Source organism: Pseudomonas sp. RA_15y_Pfl1_P11, assembly GCF_963970975.1.
Taxonomy (GTDB): Bacteria; Pseudomonadota; Gammaproteobacteria; order Pseudomonadales; family Pseudomonadaceae; genus Aquipseudomonas; species Aquipseudomonas tritici.
On record NZ_CAXAOY010000008.1, the window covers coordinates 143,374 to 162,561 of the forward strand.

At 59.8% G+C, this 19,188-nt stretch carries 18 protein-coding genes; all 18 read right to left on the reverse strand.

Annotation, left to right across the window (positions count from 1 at the left end; translation table 11 throughout):
- Positions 1–747: 747 nt before the first annotated feature.
- Positions 748–1,092, reverse strand: a complete 345-nt coding sequence (locus AACY44_RS12940; protein ID WP_339416611.1) for an Hpt domain-containing protein — start codon at positions 1,090–1,092, stop codon at positions 748–750.
- Between the two features lie 30 nt (positions 1,093–1,122).
- Positions 1,123–2,841, reverse strand: a complete 1,719-nt coding sequence (locus AACY44_RS12945; protein ID WP_339416613.1) for an ATP-binding SpoIIE family protein phosphatase — start codon at positions 2,839–2,841, stop codon at positions 1,123–1,125.
- On the reverse strand, positions 2,838–3,143 hold the full coding sequence (locus tag AACY44_RS12950; RefSeq protein WP_339416615.1) for an STAS domain-containing protein: 306 nt from the start codon (positions 3,141–3,143) through the stop codon (positions 2,838–2,840). The genes AACY44_RS12945 and AACY44_RS12950 overlap by 4 nt, the downstream gene beginning before the upstream one ends.
- Before the next feature lie 141 nt (positions 3,144–3,284).
- Complete coding sequence (gene fliJ, locus AACY44_RS12955; RefSeq protein ID WP_339416616.1) at positions 3,285–3,734, reverse strand: flagellar export protein FliJ; 450 nt, start codon at positions 3,732–3,734, stop codon at positions 3,285–3,287.
- 3 nt (positions 3,735–3,737) lie between these two features.
- The gene (fliI, locus tag AACY44_RS12960) at positions 3,738–5,096 is read right to left on the reverse strand and encodes a flagellar protein export ATPase FliI (RefSeq protein ID WP_339416618.1); all 1,359 of its coding nucleotides are present in this window, start codon (positions 5,094–5,096) and stop codon (positions 3,738–3,740) included.
- Entirely contained in the window at positions 5,086–5,850 is a 765-nt protein-coding gene (fliH, locus tag AACY44_RS12965; protein ID WP_339427404.1) for a flagellar assembly protein FliH, read from the reverse strand. Before fliH ends, fliI begins: the two co-directional genes overlap by 11 nt.
- Positions 5,851–5,860: 10 nt before the next feature.
- Positions 5,861–6,877 carry a flagellar motor switch protein FliG gene (fliG, locus tag AACY44_RS12970; RefSeq protein WP_032887877.1) on the reverse strand — a complete coding sequence of 339 codons (1,017 nt, stop codon included), beginning with the start codon at positions 6,875–6,877 and terminating at the stop codon, positions 5,861–5,863.
- Positions 6,870–8,651 (reverse strand): flagellar basal-body MS-ring/collar protein FliF, encoded by a 1,782-nt coding sequence (gene fliF / locus AACY44_RS12975; protein WP_339436307.1) that lies wholly within the window; start codon positions 8,649–8,651, stop codon positions 6,870–6,872. The genes fliG and fliF overlap by 8 nt, the downstream gene beginning before the upstream one ends.
- Positions 8,652–8,667: 16 nt before the next feature.
- Entirely contained in the window at positions 8,668–8,997 is a 330-nt protein-coding gene (gene fliE / locus AACY44_RS12980; protein ID WP_049712148.1) for a flagellar hook-basal body complex protein FliE, read from the reverse strand.
- Between the two features lie 131 nt (positions 8,998–9,128).
- Entirely contained in the window at positions 9,129–10,505 is a 1,377-nt protein-coding gene (locus tag AACY44_RS12985) for a sigma-54-dependent transcriptional regulator (protein WP_339416623.1), read from the reverse strand.
- Between the two features lie 7 nt (positions 10,506–10,512).
- Positions 10,513–11,724, reverse strand: coding sequence for a sensor histidine kinase (locus AACY44_RS12990; RefSeq protein WP_339416763.1), 1,212 nt, complete (start codon positions 11,722–11,724; stop codon positions 10,513–10,515).
- 269 nt (positions 11,725–11,993) lie between these two features.
- Positions 11,994–13,469, reverse strand: a complete 1,476-nt coding sequence (locus tag AACY44_RS12995) for a sigma-54 dependent transcriptional regulator (RefSeq protein WP_339416625.1) — start codon at positions 13,467–13,469, stop codon at positions 11,994–11,996.
- 168 nt (positions 13,470–13,637) lie between these two features.
- Positions 13,638–13,934 (reverse strand): flagellar assembly protein FliT, encoded by a 297-nt coding sequence (locus tag AACY44_RS13000; RefSeq protein ID WP_015885198.1) that lies wholly within the window; start codon positions 13,932–13,934, stop codon positions 13,638–13,640.
- A gap of 25 nt (positions 13,935–13,959) precedes the next feature.
- Complete coding sequence (gene fliS, locus AACY44_RS13005) at positions 13,960–14,364, reverse strand: flagellar export chaperone FliS (RefSeq protein WP_339416628.1); 405 nt, start codon at positions 14,362–14,364, stop codon at positions 13,960–13,962.
- A gap of 136 nt (positions 14,365–14,500) precedes the next feature.
- Positions 14,501–15,904, reverse strand: a complete 1,404-nt coding sequence (gene fliD / locus AACY44_RS13010) for a flagellar filament capping protein FliD (RefSeq protein WP_339416629.1) — start codon at positions 15,902–15,904, stop codon at positions 14,501–14,503.
- Between the two features lie 80 nt (positions 15,905–15,984).
- Positions 15,985–16,335: a flagellar protein FlaG gene (locus tag AACY44_RS13015; RefSeq protein ID WP_339416630.1), complete on the reverse strand. Its 351-nt coding sequence runs from the start codon at positions 16,333–16,335 to the stop codon at positions 15,985–15,987.
- A gap of 74 nt (positions 16,336–16,409) precedes the next feature.
- The gene (locus tag AACY44_RS13020) at positions 16,410–17,834 is read right to left on the reverse strand and encodes a flagellin N-terminal helical domain-containing protein (protein WP_339438374.1); all 1,425 of its coding nucleotides are present in this window, start codon (positions 17,832–17,834) and stop codon (positions 16,410–16,412) included.
- 266 nt (positions 17,835–18,100) lie between these two features.
- On the reverse strand, positions 18,101–19,030 hold the full coding sequence (locus AACY44_RS13025) for a ketoacyl-ACP synthase III (protein ID WP_339416633.1): 930 nt from the start codon (positions 19,028–19,030) through the stop codon (positions 18,101–18,103).
- Between the last annotated feature and the right edge of the window lie 158 nt (positions 19,031–19,188).

Here is a 19,188-nt window from a genome sequence, read left to right on the forward strand (position 1 = left end):
CTGCTATTGGTTCCGCCCTTACGGCGGCTCACTTTGGAAAAGAGCCCCAAAGTAAGCAAAGGGCTCTTGCCCCAACACTCGGCACCTCGCCTAGGCTCGGTGTGCCCGTAATCCGACATGGATTTGGGGGGCCGCCGCCACGCGCCATCCATGGCGCGGGGCGGCTAAACCGGCATCCCTGCCGGTTTACCCCCCAAATCCATGTCGAATTCCGGCCAGCGTGTTTAACGGGGCGCCTCAGATCAAGATCACAAGCCAGATCAAGAGCAGATCAAGAGCAGATCAAGAGCAGGTTGATATCTGCCTGATGAATGGAGATTTAAATTGTGGGAGCTGGCTTGCCTGCGATGCAGGCAACTCGGTACATCAGATAAACCAGGGCGATGCCATCGCAGGCAAGCCAGCTCCAACAGGTGACCGAGGCCGGCCTCAAAACCCCGGTCGGCCCTAAGGCCGCCGCGCTTTGCTTTTGATCTGGGGCGCCCCGTTAAACACGCTGGCCGAACGCAGGCTTTGGAGCGTGGGTAACCCGGCAGGACGCCGGTTAGACGCGCTGGGCCAAGGATGGCCCATCGCGGCGGCCCACGCTCCAAAGCCTTCGTTCGGGCACACCGAGCCTAAGCGAGGTGCCGAGTGTTGGGGCGAAGGCTTTTTGCTTACTTTTGGGCCTTTCCAAAAGTGAGTCGCTGTAAGAGCGAAACCATAAGTAGCCATGACCTAAATAACGGATATGCACACAACCGCAACTCAAACCCCAAACCGCTGCCGCTCCGACTCGTACAGCGGCTTAACCAAAGCAAACTCATAATCAATCTGATCCACGAGCGCCCCCAGATCCGTGGTGGATTGAACCGACTCAATTTCCAACCGCTGACACAACTGCGCCAACCGCACCGCCCCAAGGTTCCCACTGCTCCCCTTGAAGCTATGCGCAATCCGCCCCAACGCCTTCGCATCATCCCGCGCCTTGCGCAGCGCCTCGACACGCTTCTGGGAATCGTCGAGAAAGGTATCAAGCAACTTGGGATACTCGCCTTCCATGACTTCCTGCAAACCCGACAACACATCTGGGTCCAGATGTAGATCAATCACTTGCTCGCTCCTTGATCAAGAATCGGCAGATTATGCCAGAGCCTCCCAGCAAAACTCCACGCAGACACTGCGCCCGCCATCGGACCAGCGTACATCGCTGCTCAACTGCCGTACCAAGCTCAACCCCCGGCCAGACAGACGGTCGATGTCCCGCGGCCGCGCCAGCACCTGTTCCACGTCAAAGCCCGCGCCGCTGTCTTCAATACACAGGCTCAGGCGACCGCCCCCCTGCGTCGGCACCACCTGCACATGCACCCGCACATAACCGCTGGTCAGCAGGTTCAGGCGGTCATTGCGCAGGTGGTAATACTCGGCAAACCCTTGGGCATCGCGCTTGAGCCGGGAGTCCAGGCCCAGCACGCCATGCTCCAGCGCGTTGGAATACAGCTCGGCCATCACGCTGTAAAGCGCCCCGCTCTGCTCGCGAAGGCCATGGATTTCCAGCAACAGTTGCAACAGGTACGGCAAAGGGTTGTAACGTTTTAACGTTTCGGCGCGGAATTCAAAACTCACCGACCAATCCAGCGGGCATGCCTGCCCGCTGTCGGCGTATAACTGCCCGGTGGCACGCGGCTGCTGGCCGGCTTGCAGGGTGATTTCCACCATGCTCACGTCATCCCGCGCTTCACCTCGAAACGCCGCCAGGGCCTGTTCGATATCTTCAAATAAACGGTCAGGCTCGCGATTGGCAGCGAACACCTGCTGCAAACGCTCTGCGCCAAACAGCTGGTCATTGGCGCCAGCAGTGTCCAACACGCCATCGGACAGCAAGAACACCCGGTCGCCCAGGGCCATGGGCCAGACTTCAGTGCGATCATCAAAGGCCTCCGCCGACAGCACCCCTAACGGCAAATGTCGGGATGCCAGTGGCGTGCGTCTGCCGGTGGCGACTTCATGCACATACCCTTCGGGCATGCCGCCGTTCCACACCTCCACCACCCGCCGCTGCGTGCTCAGGCACAACAGCGTGGCGCAGCAGAACATGTCCACCGGCAGGATGCGCTTGAGCTTGGCGTTCATCTCGCTCAAAACTTGCGCCAGGCCGTAACCCTTGGCGGTCATGCCGTAGAACACTTCTGCCAGGGGCATGGCGCCCACCGCCGCCGGCAGGCCGTGGCCGGTGAAATCGCCGAGCAACACATGCATGTCGCCGGAGGGCGTGTAGGCGGCCAATAGCAAGTCGCCGTTGAACAACGCGTAGGGCGATTGCAGGTAGCGAATATTCGGCGCGGCGTTGATACAGCCCGAATGCGCAACCTTGTCGAACACCGCCTTGGCCACCCGCTGCTCATGCAGGAGATAGTCATGATGCTTGGCGATCAGGTCTCGCTGCTGCAGGACCGTGGCCTGCAACCGCCGCAGACGGTCCATCGCATTGATCTTCGCCGCGAGAATAAGTTGGTTGTAGGGTTTGGGCAGGAAATCATCGCCGCCGGCATCCAGGCATTGGGCCAGGGCCTCGCTCTCACGCAGGGAGGTGAGGAAAATCAGCGGCACCAGCTCTTCACCCGCCAACTGCTTGATCCGGCGCGCCGCCTCAAAGCCATCCATCACCGGCATCAGCGCATCCATCAACACCAACTGCGGGCGCTCACGGATAAACACCTCGACCGCCTCTGCACCGTTGGTGGCCGTCAGCACTTGGTGGCCCTGGCGCCGTACGATGGTCGCCAGCAACAGCAGGTCGGCGGCGCTGTCTTCGGCGATCAGGATCGTCAGCGGTTCAAGGACGGGGGCCAGGGCGCTCAACTGATGTCGAACAGTTTGTCGAAGTTGGAGATAGCGAGGATCTTGCGCACATCGGAGTTGCTGTTGATTACCCGGACTTCCGAGTCGTCGCCCCCCGCGTGATCACGCAACAGCAAGAGCATGCCCAAGGCCGAGCTGTCCATGTAGAGGGTGTCCTTCAAGTCGACGACGTACAACTCAGGCACTTTGTTGAACGGCTCATAGGCCTCGCGAAAGGTTTGATGGCTGCCGTAATCGAACCGACCTTTGATCACGATCGTCAATTTCTTCCCATCCAGGGATACTTCTGACTCAACTGACATGCGACTGCTTCCTTGTCATTGGCAATGACACAAGGTTTAGCAGGTGAACCGGCTATGGGCAACACAACAAATCAAATGTGTGTGGGCTATGCAATATTTGTGTGTGTAAATGCCCGTGGCCATCGCAGGTAAGCCCACTCCTTAATACTGTTCTTGGCGTGGAAGGCGCTGTGACAGTTCGTCCAGCAGCTTCTGCTCGCGCTTGTCTTCCAGCGCCCGCGCTTCGTCAATGTAGCGTTGCACCAGTTTGCGCAAGCCCTCGACGCGGGCAAACGCCTGCTGCCAGCTTTCGCGGGCCTTGTCGAGGTTGTTCTGGTGCCACGCCAGGCTCTGGCGTTGCTGGCCGACGGCAGTTTCCAGCTGGTTGAGAAAGCCCTGGTAGCCCATCAACCATTGGCCCGAGACACCTTGGGTGCCGCGCTCGATCCATTGCTGCTGGTACTCACCGCGAAAGCGCTCCAGGTCACCCAGTTTGCTTTCCGCCAGGCGGACTTGGCCCTGGAAATACCCCAGGCGCTGAACGGCGGTTTTTTCGGCTTTTTCGGCCATGTCCACCACCGGAGCCAGGCGCGCAGCACGGCTGTTGGCCATGGCTTAGCCGCCCGGCGCAGGAGCGAAGATCGTCTGCAGGTGCGCTTCGCTTTCGCCCATGCTGATCTTGTCGTTGAGGCCCTGGCGCAAGTAGGTCACCAACTGCGGTTGCAGGGCGATAGCCAGGTCAGTCTCGCGATCGCCGCCGGCCACGTAGGCGCCGACGCTGATCAAATCGCGGCTCTGTTGGTAGCGCGACCACAGCTGTTTGAACTGTTGCGCGCGGGCCATGTGTTCCGGCGTAACCACCGCCGGCATCACCCGGCTGATGGACGCTTCGATGTCGATGGCCGGGTAGTGCCCCTCTTCTGCCAGGCGCCGCGACAGCACGATGTGGCCATCGAGCACGCCCCGCGCCGAGTCGGCAATCGGGTCCTGCTGGTCATCGCCTTCAGACAATACGGTGTAGAACGCGGTGATCGAGCCACCGCCGGCCTCGGCGTTACCGGCGCGCTCAACCAGCTTGGGCAGCTTGGCGAACACCGACGGCGGATAGCCCTTGGTGGCCGGCGGTTCACCAATGGCCAGGGCAATTTCCCGCTGGGCCTGGGCGAAACGTGTGAGCGAATCCATCAGCAACAGGACGTTCTTGCCCTTGTCGCGAAAATATTCGGCGATGCGCGTGCAGTACATGGCGGCGCGCAGACGCATCAGCGGCGCGTCATCCGCCGGCGACGCGACCACAACCGAGCGCTTGAGGCCTTCTTCGCCGAGGCTGTGCTCGATGAATTCCTTCACCTCGCGGCCCCGCTCGCCGATCAGCCCCACCACAATGATGTCGGCTTCGGTGAAGCGCGTCATCATGCCCAGCAACACCGACTTACCCACGCCGGTACCGGCGAACAGGCCCAGACGCTGGCCGCGACCGACCGTCAATAATCCGTTGATGCAGCGAATGCCCACATCCAGCGGCACGCTGATGGGGTTACGGTTAAGCGGGTTGATGGTAGGGCCGTCCATTGGCACCCAGTCTTCGGCCTTCATGCCGCCTTTGCCATCCAACGCACGACCGGCGCCGTCGAGTACGCGGCCGAGCATGCTCATGCCCATGGGCAGACGGCCGGTATCGGCCAATGGCACCACGCGAGCGCCGGGGGCAATGCCTGCCAGGCTGCCGACGGGCATCAGGAAAATCTTGTTGCCGGAAAAGCCCATCACTTCGGCTTCGACCTGCACCGGGTGGTAGCTGTCGTCGTTGATCACCATACAGCGGCTGCCCATGGCGGCGCGCAGGCCTTCGGCCTCGAGGGTCAGGCCGACCATGCGTAGCAGGCGCCCTTCAAGGATTGGCTGGCCGGGCAACTCTGTGGCTTCGGCGTAACCGCTCAAGCGCTTGGCGAAGCTGGTGCGATCAAGGCGCATCGGGTGCGTCCAGGTCCACGCTCAGGTCAGGCTCTGCCGGGTTCAACACCTGCTCGTGGGCCTGGTCCAGCAGCTTGGCCGTGATCTGGCTGATGCGGGTTTCCACCGTGGCGTCGATCCGGCTGTGTTCGGTTTCGACACGGCAGCCACCGGGTTGCAGCGCCGCATCTTCGACGATGCGCCAGGTTTCTTCATGGCGCTCGCGCAGGGCTTTGACCTGTTCGAAATCCTGCGGGTTAATGTACAGCCGCACATTGCCGACGCCCAGGGGCAGCAGCTTAAGCGCTTCGCGCATCACGCTTTCGATATGGCTGGAGTCCAGCACCAGCTCACGCTGGATCACCTGGCGGGCAATGTGCTGCACCAGGTCGACCATGGACTTTTCGATCTGCGAATCCTGCTCGGCGATAGGCTCGAACAGGCAGCCCATCAAGCGCTCCAGGCTGGCCAGCTTGACGCTCAGCGCTACCTCGGCTTCCTGGCGCACCTTGAGCGTGGTGCTGCGAAAACCGTCTTTTTCACCGACGGCGAAGCCTTCGTTGTAGGCCTCCTGGCGGATGCCTTCCAACTCTTCCAGGGTCAGTGGCTGGACTTCATCCAGCGGCACTTCTTCCATTTCCACCGGAGCTTCTACAACCGGCTCCGGCTCAGGCTCCGGCACGTGTGGATCGAAGCTGGGCAACGACCAGATGTCGAACCCGCCGACATCCCGTGCGCGAATCAGATCGCTGGGTGCCTCATCTTTGTTCGACATGGAAAGCGCCTTAAATCATTTCTTCGCCGCCCTTCCCGCCGAGAACGATTTCTCCGGCTTCGGCCATACGGCGGGCAATGGTGAGGATTTCTTTCTGCGCGGTTTCCACGTCGCTGACGCGCACCGGGCCTTTGGCTTCCAGGTCGTCGCGCAACAGTTCCGAGGCGCGCTTGGACATGTTCTTGAAAATCTTTTCCTTGACGCCCTCGTCCGAGCCCTTGAGTGCGAGTACCAGCACGTCGGAGGAGACTTCGCGCAGCAACGCCTGGATGCCACGATCGTCGACATCGGAGAGGTTGTTGAACACGAACATGAGGTCTTCGATCTGGCCGGACAGGGTGTCGTCGATCTCGCGGATCGAGTCCATCAACTGGCCTTCGACCGAGCTGTCGAGGAAGTTCATGATGTCGGCCGCGCGCTTGATACCACCCAGGGTGGTACGCGAGGCATTCGAGTTGCCCGAGAACTGCTTCTCGAGAATCGTGTTGAGTTCTTTCAGGGCCGCCGGCTGCACGGTGTTCAGCGACGACACGCGCAGGATGATGTCCAGGCGCACTTTATGGTCGAAGTGGCCGAGGACTTCACCGGCCTGGTCGGGGTCGAGGTACGCCACTACGATCGCCTGGATCTGCGGGTGCTCGAAGCGGATCACGTCGGCAACGGCGCGCGGCTCCATCCATTTCAGGCTGTCGAGGCCGCTGGTGTTGCCACCCAGCAGGATGCGGTCGATCAGGCCGTTGGCTTTGTCTTCGCCCAGGGCCGAAGTGAGCATCTTGCGGATGTAACTGTCGGAGCCGACGCCCAGGCTGGTCTGGTCGCCGACGATCTCGACGAACTCGCTCATCACCTGCTCGACTTGCTCGCGGTGCACATTGCGCATTTGCGCCATGGCCACGCCGACCCGTTGAACCTCTTTGGGGCCCATGTGGCGCAGCACTTGGGCGGCGTCGGTTTCACCGAGGGACAGCAGCAAGACTGCGGCTTTATCGACCTTGGTGAGCTTGGCAACAGCGGCTCGATCACTCATCTGCGTTAATCCACTCTTTCACGACCTGGGCCACACGGCCCGGGTCTTCTGCTACCAGACTCTTGATTGCGTTCAACTGAGCGTCATAGCCTTCGCTCGGGCTTGGCAACAGAATGCTTTGCGGGCCGCCCAGGCTGACGCGGTCGTTGGCCAGTTCGCCGTCCAGGCCGCCCATGCCACCCAACTCGACATCGCTGCCACCGAAGGGAGCCAGTTGTTTCTTGCCGTTGCCGGTGATGTTGTTGAGCACCGGGCGCAGCACGCCAAACACCAGTACCAGGATAAACAACACACCCAGCACTTGCTTGACGATGTCCCAGAACCACGGCTGTGTGTAGAACGCGGCCTCGGCGATGACTTCGCCACGTTCGGCGGAGAACGGCATATTGATGACGCTGACGCTGTCACCACGGCTGGCGTCGAAACCGACCGCGTCCTGAACCAGGCGAGTGAAGCGCGCCAATTCGTCGGCGCTCCATGGGGCGCGGGTTACCGCACCGTCAGCAGCGTTGACCTTGACTTGATCATCGACCACCACCGACACCGACAGGCGATTGACGCGACCCTGTTGTTGCTTGGTGTGGCTGATGGAACGGTCAAGCTCGAAGTTCTTGGTGGACTGGTTACGCTTGTCCGCCGGGTACGGTGCGAGCATCGGCTGGCCGGTGGCCGGGTCCATGATCTGCTGGCCGTTGGCATCCAGCAATGGCTGGCCAGGCTGAATCGCACCCGCAGTAGCGGCAGCGCCACCCGTGGTTTGCGGGGCCGAGGCCGGGGCCGGTGGCTGGTTGCTCAGGGCACCCGGCACGCCTTGCGGCGGGCCATTGGCGGCGGTGCGTTGTTCACTGGTCGACTGCTCGCTGCGCAACGCCGGTTGGTCCGGGTTGAACTGCTCGGAGGTCGACTCGACGGCGCTGAAGTCGATGTCGGCGGACACTTCAGCCTTGTAGCGATCATTGCCCAGCACCGGTTGCAGGATGTTGTGCACACGCTGGGTGAGCATGCTTTCCATTCGACGGCTGTAGTCGAACTGCTTGCCGGCCTGGGTCAGCGCGGAGTTTTCGGCCATGTCGGACAGCAGGTTGCCCTTCTGGTCAACGACGGTGATCTGCGACTTGTTCAGCTCAGGAACACTGGTGGCTACCAGGTTAATGATCGCCAGGACCTGGCCAGGCTCAAGGGAGCGGCCAGAAAACAGCTCAACCAATACCGAAGCACTGGGTTTGCGCTCATCGCGCACAAACACCGAGCTCTTCGGAATGGCCAGGTGCACGCGTGCACCCTTGACGTTATTCAGGCTGGAGATGGTGCGCGCCAGTTCGCCTTCCAGGCCACGACGGTAGCGAGTGGCTTCCATGAACTGGCTGGTCCCCAGGCCCTGGTCCTTGTCGAGGATTTCAAAACCGATATTGCTGTCGGACGGGGTCACGCCGGCCGCCGCGAGCTTCATGCGCGCACGGGCCACATCGTCGGCCTTGACCAGCAGCGCCCCGGAGTTGGGCTCAACGGTGTAGGCGATGTCGGCGGCGGCCAGGGTTTCCATGATCTGCTTGGAATCCATGCCCGCCAGGCTGCCATACAGCGGCCGGTAATCAGGTTGCTGCGACCACAGCACCACGGCAAAACCAATTGCCACGCTGGCAGCCAGGCCGACCATCAGGCCCACCTGACGCAGCATGGTCATTTCAGAGAGGTTTTCCAGGAACGACAGGCCAAACAGGGGCGGCTTGCCGTCTGCCTTGGCGGGTGCGTTGTCCACGACTGCTTCTGCCATGACTTAAATCTCGTCCTTAAACCGGCATCTGCATGATGTCTTGGTAAGCCTGAACCAGCTTGTTACGCACTTGGGTCAGCGCCTGGAACGAAACGCTGGCCTTTTGCGAAGCGACCATCACGTCGGTGAGGTCCACGCCGCTTTTGCCGATCTCGAACGCATTGGCCAACTGGCTGGAGGCTTGCTGGGTGCTACTGACTTTGTTAATCGCCGAACCCAGCATGTCGGCGAAACTGCTTTGGCCCAATTCCGGCGCTGGCGCGACGGATTTCGGTTGAGCCATGGCGTCCATTTGCATGGAGCGCATATCCAACATCAACCGATTGAACTCAATACCTTGGCTCATGAACTTCTCTCTCCGACAACCCGCAGTTTTTTGACGCTACGCCGCAATTACTAGGGGAAGTAGCAACAAGGGTGCCAGCTCTGTATCAAGTCGTAAGAAAAGGCGACAAAGCTTGTCGGCCTCGATACAGATCAGGTGGCGAATAGGTACGCGTCCACGTCCATGCCGGCGTCGCGCATCTGCGCCAGCTTGTAACGCAGGGTGCGCGGGCTGATGCCCAGGCGTTCGGCGGCCTCTTTGCGGCGGCCGCGTTCGGAACGCAGGGTGTCGATGATCATCTGGAATTCGCGGCGACGCAGGTCGTCGCCCAGGGCACCGGCAGTTTCGATTTCAGCCACCACGGGCGCGGGCGCCAAGGTCGGGAGCGGCGCCACACCGCTGCCCATGGCCAAACAGAAATCCTGGGGCTGGATCAGCCCGCCCTGCTGCAGAATCAGCGCGCGCTGGATGGCATTGTCCAATTCCCGCACGTTGCCCGGCCACGGATAGCTGATCAGGCAAGCCTGGGCCTCAGCGGACAGGCGTGCCTGAGCGTGCTTCATTTTTTTGACGTGGTTGTTCAGCAGGCGTTCGGCCAGCGGGATGATGTCCGCCGGGCGCTCGCGCAACGGGCGCCAGGCCAGGGGAAATACCGACAGACGGTAGAACAGGTCTTCACGGAAGCGCCCCGCCGCCACTTCGCCCGCCAGGTCGCGGTTGGTGGTAGCGACCACGCGGATATCCAGCTGGATCGGCTTGCGTGCGCCGACACGCTCTACTTCACGTTCCTGCAGGACCCGCAGCAACTTGGCTTGCAGGCCCAGAGGCATTTCCGAAATCTCATCGAGCAGGATGGTGCCGCCGTCGGCCTGTTCGAACTTGCCAGCCTGGGCCGCGATGGCGCCGGTGAACGAGCCTTTTTCGTGACCGAACAACGTGGCTTCGAGCATGTTGTCGGGAATTGCCGCGCAGTTGATCGCGATAAACGGTTGCTTGGCGCGGGTCGATTGCTGATGGATGTAACGTGCCAGCACTTCTTTGCCGGTGCCGGACTCGCCGGAGATCAACACAGTGGAATCACTGCGCGCCACGCGGGCCGCCAGTTCCAGCAACTGAGCACTGGCCGGTTCGAAGGCAATCGGGCCCTCGCCTTCGCCGGCAGAGATCACGCCGAGGGCATGCCGAGCGACCAATTCGATCAGTGCTTTAGGCTCGAATGGCTTGACCAGGTAATCCGCCGCACCCTGGCGCATCGCGTCGACCGCGCGCTCCACGGCGCCATGGGCGGTCATCAGCAACACCGGCAACTGCGGTTGACGTGCACGCAGCAGGCCGAGCAACTGGTGGCCGTCCATACCGGGCATGTTCACATCACTGACCACCAGGCTGAAGGACTCCTGCTCCACCGCCTCCAAGGCGTCCTCGGCAGAACCGACCGCTCGGTAGTCGTGACCCGCCAGCAGCAGCGTGTCAGCCAATGCTTCACGCAGGGCGCGATCGTCTTCCACCAACAGAACCTTGATAGCCATATCCTCTCTACTCCGCGCTTGCCGCGCATGAAAACAGCGGCAAGGTCATCAATGCACAAGTGCCACGCCCCAGACGGGAATGCAGCTGCAATTCCCCCTGATGAGCACGCGCCACTGCCTTGACCACGGTCAGGCCCAGGCCCGTACCGTTGGTCTTGGTGGTGAAAAAGGGTTCGCCCAAACGCTGCAAAACGGCGGGCTCGATGCCGCTACCGCTGTCACTGATGCACAGGCGCAGGGTTTGCCCACGGCTGTACAGGTGCACCTTGAGCCGCGCACCGGGACCACTGGCCTGGGTGGCGTTTTCGATCAGGTTAAGCAGCGAACCTACAAGCGTGTCGCGGTTGCACAGCAGCTCACCGAGGTGGCTGTCGCATTGCCAGCGCACCTGGACGTCTTGAATATGGGTGGCGGCCGCCGCTTGCAGAGCCTGCATCAACTCGGCCGGCGTAATGCGATCGGTCAGCGGCAATTCACCGCGGGCAAACACCAGCATGTCACGCACCTGATGCTCCAACTCATGCAGACGCTCTTTAAGGCGCCCTGCAAAGCGCTGATGGGTGGCAGCGGGCAATTGCTCATCAGTCAAATGACTGGCGTAGATCAACGCTGCCGACAGCGGCGTGCGGATCTGGTGCGCCAGAGACGCGACCATGCGCCCCAGCGAGGACAAACGCTCGTGGCGCGCCAGCTGATCTTGCAGGTGACGGGTTTCGGTCAGGTCGTTGAGCAGCACGAGTTGGCCCGGCTCCGCGTCAAGAGATCGGGTAGCAATGGACAGGCGACGGCCGTCTTTGAGGGAGATTTCGTGGCCATCGTCTTCACGCGGCGCAAAGCAGCGAGTGATGACGTGGCGCCACAATTCACCTTCCAGCGGCAGGCCAAGCATGTCGCAGGCGGCCGGGTTGGCTTCGCGCACGCGGCCGTCTTCATCGATGACGATCACGCCACCTGGCAACAGCGACAGCAAGTTTTGCAGGCGGTTGGCCAGGCGTTCTTTCTCGGCCAGCTCTTCCATGCGCTGGGCACTGACCACGGCCAGCTCGCCTTTTAGCTCGGACACCCTGGCTTCGAGCAGGCTGTAGGAATCGGTCAGCTGGCTCGACATCTGGTTGAACTGCGAGAACGCGTGCTCAAGCCCCTGACGGGACAGCGGTTCTACAGGCGGGATCAACCCCTGGGTAACAGGGGCCGAAGATAGTTGGGCGGCGTGGGGCATCATGCTCTCTCGCTTGGCTGACCGTCAGTTAAACGGAACGTTGCGAGGGCTTTTGCAATACTTGTGCCGAAAAAAAACCAAGGTGCCCGGCCTCGCCAATACAGTTTCGTTTTGACGAGTGGCTGTTGCCGTCAGACAAGGCGCAGCGACGACTCATAGCTGGCTATGGGGAGGAGCTGCAACGCAGTATGACGGCAACAGACGCCGTCAAAAACGGAACAGTATTGGCGAGGCCGGACACCCAAAATCAGCGGCTTGAAAAACAGGCGTCAATCATCTGCCTGTTCATCACCTTCTTTGCGGCTCATACCGTACTTACGCATTTTCTCCACCAGGGTGGTTCGACGGATGCGCAGGCGCTCGGCGGCACGGGCGACGATGCCGTTGGCGTCGTCCAGGGCTTGTTGAATCAAGCCTTGTTCCAGGTTGCCGAGGTAGTCCTTCAGGTCCAGACCTTCAGGCGGCAACATGGCGGTGGAACCGAAGTCCGGGGTATGGCCGTTGATGGCTACGCGCTCTTCCAAGTCACTACGCAGGCTGTCGACCAGTTGCTCGTCTTCGTCGTCGACGTAGCGGAATTTCTTCGGCAACTCGACCACGCCGATCACGCCATAGGGGTGCATGATCGCCATGCGCTCCACCAGATTGGCCAGCTCGCGCACGTTACCCGGCCAGCCGTGGCGGCACAGGGACATGATTGCAGCGGAGTTGAACCGTATCGAGCCGCGCTTTTCGTGCTCCATGCGCGAGATCAGTTCGTTCATCAGCAGCGGGATGTCTTCCACGCGCTCACGCAGCGGGGCCATCTCGATCGGGAAGACGTTGAGCCGGTAGTACAGGTCTTCGCGGAAGCTGCCGACCTCGATCATGCTTTCGAGGTTCTTGTGGGTGGCCGCGATGATGCGCACGTCGACGCTCTGGGTCTTGTTGCTGCCCACACGCTCGAAGGTGCGCTCCTGCAACACGCGCAGCAGCTTGACCTGCATCGGCAGCGGCATATCGCCGATTTCATCAAGGAACAAGGTGCCGCCGTTGGCCAGCTCGAAACGCCCGGCACGGCTGGTGATCGCCCCGGTAAAGGCGCCCTTCTCGTGGCCGAACAGTTCGCTTTCGAGCAACTCTGCCGGGATCGCCCCGCAGTTGACCGGCACAAAAGGCCCGTCGCGGCGCTTGGAGTGATAGTGCAGGTTGCGCGCGACCACTTCCTTGCCGGTGCCCGACTCGCCGAGAATCAGTACGCTGGCGTCGGTGTCGGCCACTTGCTGCATCATCTGGCGTACATGCTGGATGGCACGGCTGGTGCCGACCAGGCTGCGGAACAGGTTGGGTTCGCGATGACGACCGCGCTCGCGCGCCTGATCGTACATCTCGCGATAGACCTGGGCACGGTGTAGGGAATCCAGCAGTTTGCTGTAGCTGGGCGGCATTTCCAGGGTGGAAAGCACGCGGCGGCGTTGGTCTTCTGGCAGATCGACAGAAGAAATATCGCCTATTAGCAACACAGGCAGGAACTCATCCCAGGTGGACAGTGTCTTTAACAAGCCCAAAACAGCGCCAGGAGCGTTTACCGTCCCGATCAGCACGCATATGACTTCACGGCTCGACGACAATGAGCTGACCACCTGCTGCCAGTCATGGCTGCCGCAGGGCAAATTTTCTTCACCGAGAAAATTTAAAATCACCGCCAGGTCGCGGCGGCGGACGCTATCGTCATCGATCAGCAGAATTTTGGTTTCACGCCACATGCAATAGCAACTTCCCTAGTAAAACTTCCTGCCCGGTGTGAGGGCAATCAAGACGGCTGTAGGACTTCTTACTCTATAGACGTCTGAAATCTGAAAACAGCACTAGTTAAGTCAAAAATGCTGGCACAGTCAAATATATGACGCGCCGCCCGGATTAACTAAGCGCATTCACCCGAACAGATGGTAGACCTTCGACGCATTTTTCGCTTGGTTGATCTGCGACATCTCTTCGAAAATCGCCTGGCGCTCGCCAGTCGTCACCTCAAGCAATTGCTGGTAAACCGCCAACAGGCTCTCAAGCTTCTCACGCAACGCATCCTCGTCCACTGGCGCTTCACTGAGCACCTCATCGATAACGTGACGGCAGCCCAGGTCCAGTTCGCCGATGGCGTCCCAGTTACGGTCCGCCAGCGCGCCCATCAGCGCCTCACGGGTTTCATCAATGCGTTGCAGTGCTTGGCTCATAACGTGTACCTCAAGGCCGGTGGCCTTATTCTGCTGCTGCCTGTGGCGCCGCAATAGCGTCCCAGCCTTCTTTTACGGTGATCAGCAAACGCGCCACTTCGTCGATCATGTCGGCGTCGTTATGCAGGTTCGCTTCCATCAGTCGGTTGGTCATATATGCATACAAACTTTCCAACTGCTGGACGTAAGCCGGGTTATCACTTTTTTGCGCATCCAGGCCGTCACGCAGGCCGATCACGATATCAATCGCCTTGCCGAGCATCAGACCCTTGGCCGCGATGTCACCACGCGCCAGCGCACCTTTGGCTTGGGCCATGCGGTCCAGGCCGCCTTCCATCAGCATCTGCACCAGGCGATGCGGGCTGGCTTCGGAGATCTGAGCATGGGAATTGACCTTCTGGTATTGGCGAAGGGCTCTCATGGGATTCATGTTTCTACCTCGTGACAGGCGACAGCGAAAAGGAATTCAGTAACCAATATGTCGACTGGGCCGCAAAAAGCTTTAGGCCAGTCGTCAATGATAAAAAAAGGCCAGACAAGTGTCTGGCCCGTATCCACTGAAGGGATCAATTATTGGTTTTTGGGTTGTTCAATGCATTGAGCGTGGTCATGACGCTGGTGCTTTGCTGGCGCAATTGGGCGACCAGGGTGTCCATGGCATTGTATTTGGCGGAGAGGCTGCTGGTGAGCAGGGTCATGCGCTCATCGAGCGTTGCCTGGTCCTTGGACAGATCTTTCAACGTGTCCGACAAAGAAGCCGTGCGCGTAGCCAGTACGCCGGTGCTTGCCCTGGCGTAATCATCCGTGGCACTTTTCATGCGCGCCAGCATGCCGGTTTTGCCGGAAAACATGCTGCTGATGTCGGCTGCGTTGGTCTTGACCGCCGCGTCCCATTTTTTATCGTCCAACGCCAGCATGCCGGTTGTCGAACTCGTACCTACGCCGAATTGAGCCAGGGACTTGAACGTACCGGTGCCAGACAGCTTGTTGAACTCGTTGCGGATAGCGTTCTGCAGCGCACGCATGCTGGAGTCGCCCGTCAGGGCCGCCGCCGTAGTGCTGCCATCGAGGTTGGTAGTGACCTTGGTCTCGGCGGTCATCGCAGTCATCAAGGCGTTGTAAGTATCGACAAAGCCCTTGACCCCGGATTTGAGGGCCGCGTTGTTAGTGCTGACCGTAATCAGCGTAGCGTTCCTCTTCGCATCTGGGGAAACGTCACCAGCCGTCACGGTAGCCGAGACCGAGACCAGCTTGATGTTCACCCCACTCAAGGCGCCTTCGATGTTGTTGGATTTGGAAACGGAATTGACCCCATCAATGCTGTAAAGCGCGTCTTGGGGGTCATCGACCACTGTGGCGCCGACATCCAATCCCGAAGTCCCCGACAGCGTCAGGTCTGAGCCCGTCCCCATGGTGGTCGAGGTCAGGATCAACCGCGAACCATTGGCGTCGGTCTGGATGTTCGCACTCAACCCCGAAGTACCGAATTGGGTATTGATCGAATCACGCACCTGCTGCAGTGTCGCACCAGCCGGGACGCTCAGGTCGTAGCCCTTGCCCGACTGCGTGATGGTCAACGTCGTCGGCTTATCAGTGGCGTTTACCACCGCATTGGCACCCGCGGAGAACGTTGTACTGGACAACTTGGACGCCTGGGCCAGCTGAGTCACGATCAAACGGAAACTACCGTTTGACGCCGTGTTGCTCGCCGTCATGGTGGCGACCTTTTCATCCGAGGATGAGCCCGTCAAGCCGGTGAAGCTGTTGCCGGTGGACATTGTGTCCAGGGCACCACGGAACGCATCCAGCGCCGCCTGAATCTTGCCGATCGAAGACAGCGTGGTGGTCGCCTTCTGGGACGCGGTATTGATCTGCGTCTGCTTGGGCACCTTTTCGGCGTCCACCAAGGACTTCACGATCGCTTGCGTATCGATGTTCGAACCGATACCACTTACCGTTGAACCCGCCATCATCTATCTCCTGTTCGGTGGCTGCCGTTATCTTGACTTATTACACCTCAAGACACGACAGCAACAAGTTTCATGCCAGCTCAGACCTTGTCGTCAAACAACAGGTGGCTTGCGCTGGAAAGGTTCTGTGCCAGCTTCAGCGCCGTTTCCGACGGAATCTGGCGAATCACTTCACCGCTGTCGGTGGCGATCACCTTGACCACCACACGATGGGTGGAGTCATCAATGGAAAAGTCCAGCTTGCGCTCGGACGCTTGTACGAATTCGCGAATATCGGTAACTGCTTTTTCCAGGTCCGCACGCTCAGGCTCTTTGCCTGTGGCCGGGGTTTCCTGGACTTTAGTGACGCTCTTGTCGGCGGCCACCTGCACAGGTGCGCCTTGAGGGGCAACCGGCGGATAAGACTGGTTCAGCTTTACACTCATGTCCATGTCCAATCTCCTCTAAACCGAAAAAACGGAAGGGCACGTAGACGCGCCCTTCCGTTAGTTACCAAGCGCTGGTGTTACTGAAGCAGCTTCAGTACAGCGGATGGCAGCTGGTTAGCCTGCGACAGGATCGCGGTGGAAGCCGATTGCAGGGTTTGTTGCTTGGTCAGCTCGGCGGTTTCGGAAGCGAAGTCGACGTCCTGAACGGTGGAGCGTGCAGCGGTGGAGTTCTTCTGAATGTTCTGCAGGTTGTCTGCAGTAGTAGTCAGACGGTTCTGGGTAGCACCCAGGCCCGAACGAACACCGTCGATGGTGCCGATGGCTTTGTCGATGACAGCCAGGGCGTTCTGGGCCTTGGTGGCGTCGGTCACGTCGGTTTGAGCAACGGTGGTCTTGATCGCAGCTGCTTCGGTAGCAGCACCGGCCGCGAACAGACCAGCAACACCAGCACCACTCAGGGAGTAGCCTTTGGCGGAATCCAGCGACACTTGACCGGTAACGATCAGGGCGTCCGCCAAGGCAACTGCAGTACCGTAAGCACCAGCACCATCTTTAGCAGCAACAGTCACCGAACCTGGATCAGTCGAACCGCTGACCACGATGTTCTCACCGGTGTCGGACTTGACTTCCAGAGTCTTTTTGCTTTCGTCGTAGCTGACGCTGATACCCAGTTTGGCGGCGTTGGATTTCAGCTGGTCGGCCAGGCCGGATTGGGTGGTAACGCCCTTGAACTCAACGGCAGCGCCGCCAACGGTCAGGGTGAACGAGGCAGGAGCCAGAGTAGCGGCCGCTTCGTCTACTGCGAACTTGGCTTCGGTGCTGGCAGCTGCAGTCAGGCCACCGATGAGGCCGTTCAGGTTGCTGGCGATGGTTTTAGCCGAATCACCGGCAGCAGCGGTGTAAGTACCGGTTTGACCGTTACCCGTTACGTTGATCGCGCCTGCAACAGTACCGGTACCTGGAGCGATGGCAACACTTTTCAGCTGCTGGGAGCCGATGTTGTTGGCCGAAACGTTTTCCAGGCTCAGGTTGATGGTTTCGTTAGCGTTGGCGCCAACCTGGATGGCTTTGGTACCGTACGAACCGTCCAGCAACTTCTGGCCACCGAAGGTGGTAGTAGTGGAGATACGGGTCAGTTCCGAAGTCAGAGCCTGGTATTCGTCGTTGTTCGACTTACGGTCGTCAGGGCTGAGGGAACCAGTTGCCGAGGACAGAGCCAGGGTACGCATTTTTTGCAGGATGTCGGTCGAAGCCTGCATCGCGCCTTCAGCGGTCTGAGCGATCGAGATACCGTCGTTCACGTTTTTGACTGCTTGGCCCAGGCCGTTGATTTGGCTGGTCAGGCGGTTAGCGATCTGCAGGCCGGCAGCGTCGTCTTTAGCGCTGTTGATACGCAGGCCGGAAGACAGGCGCTGCATGGAAGTGGCCAGGGCGCCGCCAGCTTTGTTCAGGTTACCCTGAGTAGTGATCGAAGCAATGTTGGTGTTTACTGTTAAAGCCATGACGAAATCCTCGTTGGATGGATACTGCGGCTTCCGGCCCTGGCAACCGCCGGGTGTGGCCTGAGAACCTACGTAATAGTTATCGTCGTGGTAGCCGGATGCTTGAGGATTTTTTTGAAATTATTTACTGGCGTCGTGCCACCCCTTGTAATTCAAGGGTTTACGCAGGCTCGAAACCCCGAATTCATTGGGTTTTCTGGCGCCAAATAAAAAACGCCGATAATCTTTCGATCATCGGCGTTTTTTTTATTGAAGCGATTAAAGCATCAAGGGCGATAGAGAATCGCCGAACCCCACGACAGGCCCACACCAAAACCACTGATTGCCACGCGCTTCCAGGTGGCGTCCATCACGTGTTTTTCCAGCAGCAATGGAATGCTCGATGAAACGGTGTTGCCGGTTTCGACCATGTCCTTGATGAACTTGTCCACCGGAGCGTCTTCAAATCGACGCGCCACGGCGTCGACAATGGCCGCACTGCCCTGGTGAATGCAGAAGGCATCAATCTCGTCAGCCTTGAGGTCCGACTCGTTGAGCAGCTCGTGCAAATGCGCCGGCACTTTAAGCAGCGCGAAGTTGAACACCTGGCGGCCATTCATAAAGAACACGCCGTCGCTGACCTTAAGGTGCGGTGCGCCGGAACCGTCGGTGCCGAACTTGGCCTTGCCCAGCAGCCACGGTGCGTCTTCACCCATCCAGGTGGCGGTGGCGGCGTCGCCGAACAGCATGGTGGTGTTGCGGTCTTCCGGGTCGACGATCTTCGAGTACGGGTCGGCGGTGACCAGCAGGCCGTTTTTCAGGCCCGCGGCTTCCATGAAGCCCTTCATCGCATAGATGCCGTAGACGTAGCCCGAGCAGCCCAGGGAAATATCGAACGCCGCAACGTGAGTCGGCAGGCCGAGTTTGTCCTGGACGATGGCGGCGGTGTGGGGCAAGCCCTCTTCATCACCGTTCTGGGTCACAACGATCAGTGCGTCGATGGACTCGCGCTTCAAATCCGGGTTGTTGGCAAACAAAGCGTTGACCGCTTCGACACACAGGTCAGACGTTTCCTGCGCGGCATCCTTGCGCGGCAAAAACGCCGAACCGATCTTGCCAATGATGAACTCTTCATCCTTGGCGAATTTGGCGCCCTGGGCGTAGTTATCGATCCCGTCTGCCGGCACGTAACTGGCGATGCTTTTTATGCCAATCATTGTGGCTTCCCAATACTAAATAGCTGGAGAACACCCCTGGGACTGCGCCCGGAGTGCTGACAATAAAGGGGGTAACCCCATAAAAATCTCGCTGAAAGCCGTCCCGCAAGGACCCTGTGACGACTTATCCTTTTCACACGATACAGTGAAGATGCGCT

What these genes read in the sequence shown, in the direction of transcription:
- AACY44_RS12990 (WP_339416763.1), bottom strand. Translation starts at nt 11,724, where the DNA reads ATGCCCCACGCCGCCCAACTATCTTCGGCCCCTGTTACCCAGGGGTTG.
- fliI (WP_339416618.1), bottom strand. Translation starts at nt 5,096, where the DNA reads ATGCGCCTTGATCGCACCAGCTTCGCCAAGCGCTTGAGCGGTTACGCC.
- AACY44_RS13020 (WP_339438374.1), bottom strand. Translation starts at nt 17,834, where the DNA reads ATGGCTTTAACAGTAAACACCAACATTGCTTCGATCACTACTCAGGGT.
- fliS (WP_339416628.1), bottom strand. Translation starts at nt 14,364, where the DNA reads ATGAATCCCATGAGAGCCCTTCGCCAATACCAGAAGGTCAATTCCCAT.
- fliG (WP_032887877.1), bottom strand. Translation starts at nt 6,877, where the DNA reads ATGAGTGATCGAGCCGCTGTTGCCAAGCTCACCAAGGTCGATAAAGCC.
- AACY44_RS13015 (WP_339416630.1), bottom strand. Translation starts at nt 16,335, where the DNA reads ATGGACATGAGTGTAAAGCTGAACCAGTCTTATCCGCCGGTTGCCCCT.
- AACY44_RS12950 (WP_339416615.1), bottom strand. Translation starts at nt 3,143, where the DNA reads ATGTCAGTTGAGTCAGAAGTATCCCTGGATGGGAAGAAATTGACGATC.
- AACY44_RS12985 (WP_339416623.1), bottom strand. Translation starts at nt 10,505, where the DNA reads ATGGCTATCAAGGTTCTGTTGGTGGAAGACGATCGCGCCCTGCGTGAA.
- fliE (WP_049712148.1), bottom strand. Translation starts at nt 8,997, where the DNA reads ATGAGCCAAGGTATTGAGTTCAATCGGTTGATGTTGGATATGCGCTCC.
- fliF (WP_339436307.1), bottom strand. Translation starts at nt 8,651, where the DNA reads ATGGCAGAAGCAGTCGTGGACAACGCACCCGCCAAGGCAGACGGCAAG.
- fliJ (WP_339416616.1), bottom strand. Translation starts at nt 3,734, where the DNA reads ATGGCCAACAGCCGTGCTGCGCGCCTGGCTCCGGTGGTGGACATGGCC.
- AACY44_RS12995 (WP_339416625.1), bottom strand. Translation starts at nt 13,469, where the DNA reads ATGTGGCGTGAAACCAAAATTCTGCTGATCGATGACGATAGCGTCCGC.
- AACY44_RS13000 (WP_015885198.1), bottom strand. Translation starts at nt 13,934, where the DNA reads ATGAGCCAAGCACTGCAACGCATTGATGAAACCCGTGAGGCGCTGATG.
- AACY44_RS13025 (WP_339416633.1), bottom strand. Translation starts at nt 19,030, where the DNA reads ATGATTGGCATAAAAAGCATCGCCAGTTACGTGCCGGCAGACGGGATC.
- fliD (WP_339416629.1), bottom strand. Translation starts at nt 15,904, where the DNA reads ATGGCGGGTTCAACGGTAAGTGGTATCGGTTCGAACATCGATACGCAA.
- fliH (WP_339427404.1), bottom strand. Translation starts at nt 5,850, where the DNA reads ATGTCGAACAAAGATGAGGCACCCAGCGATCTGATTCGCGCACGGGAT.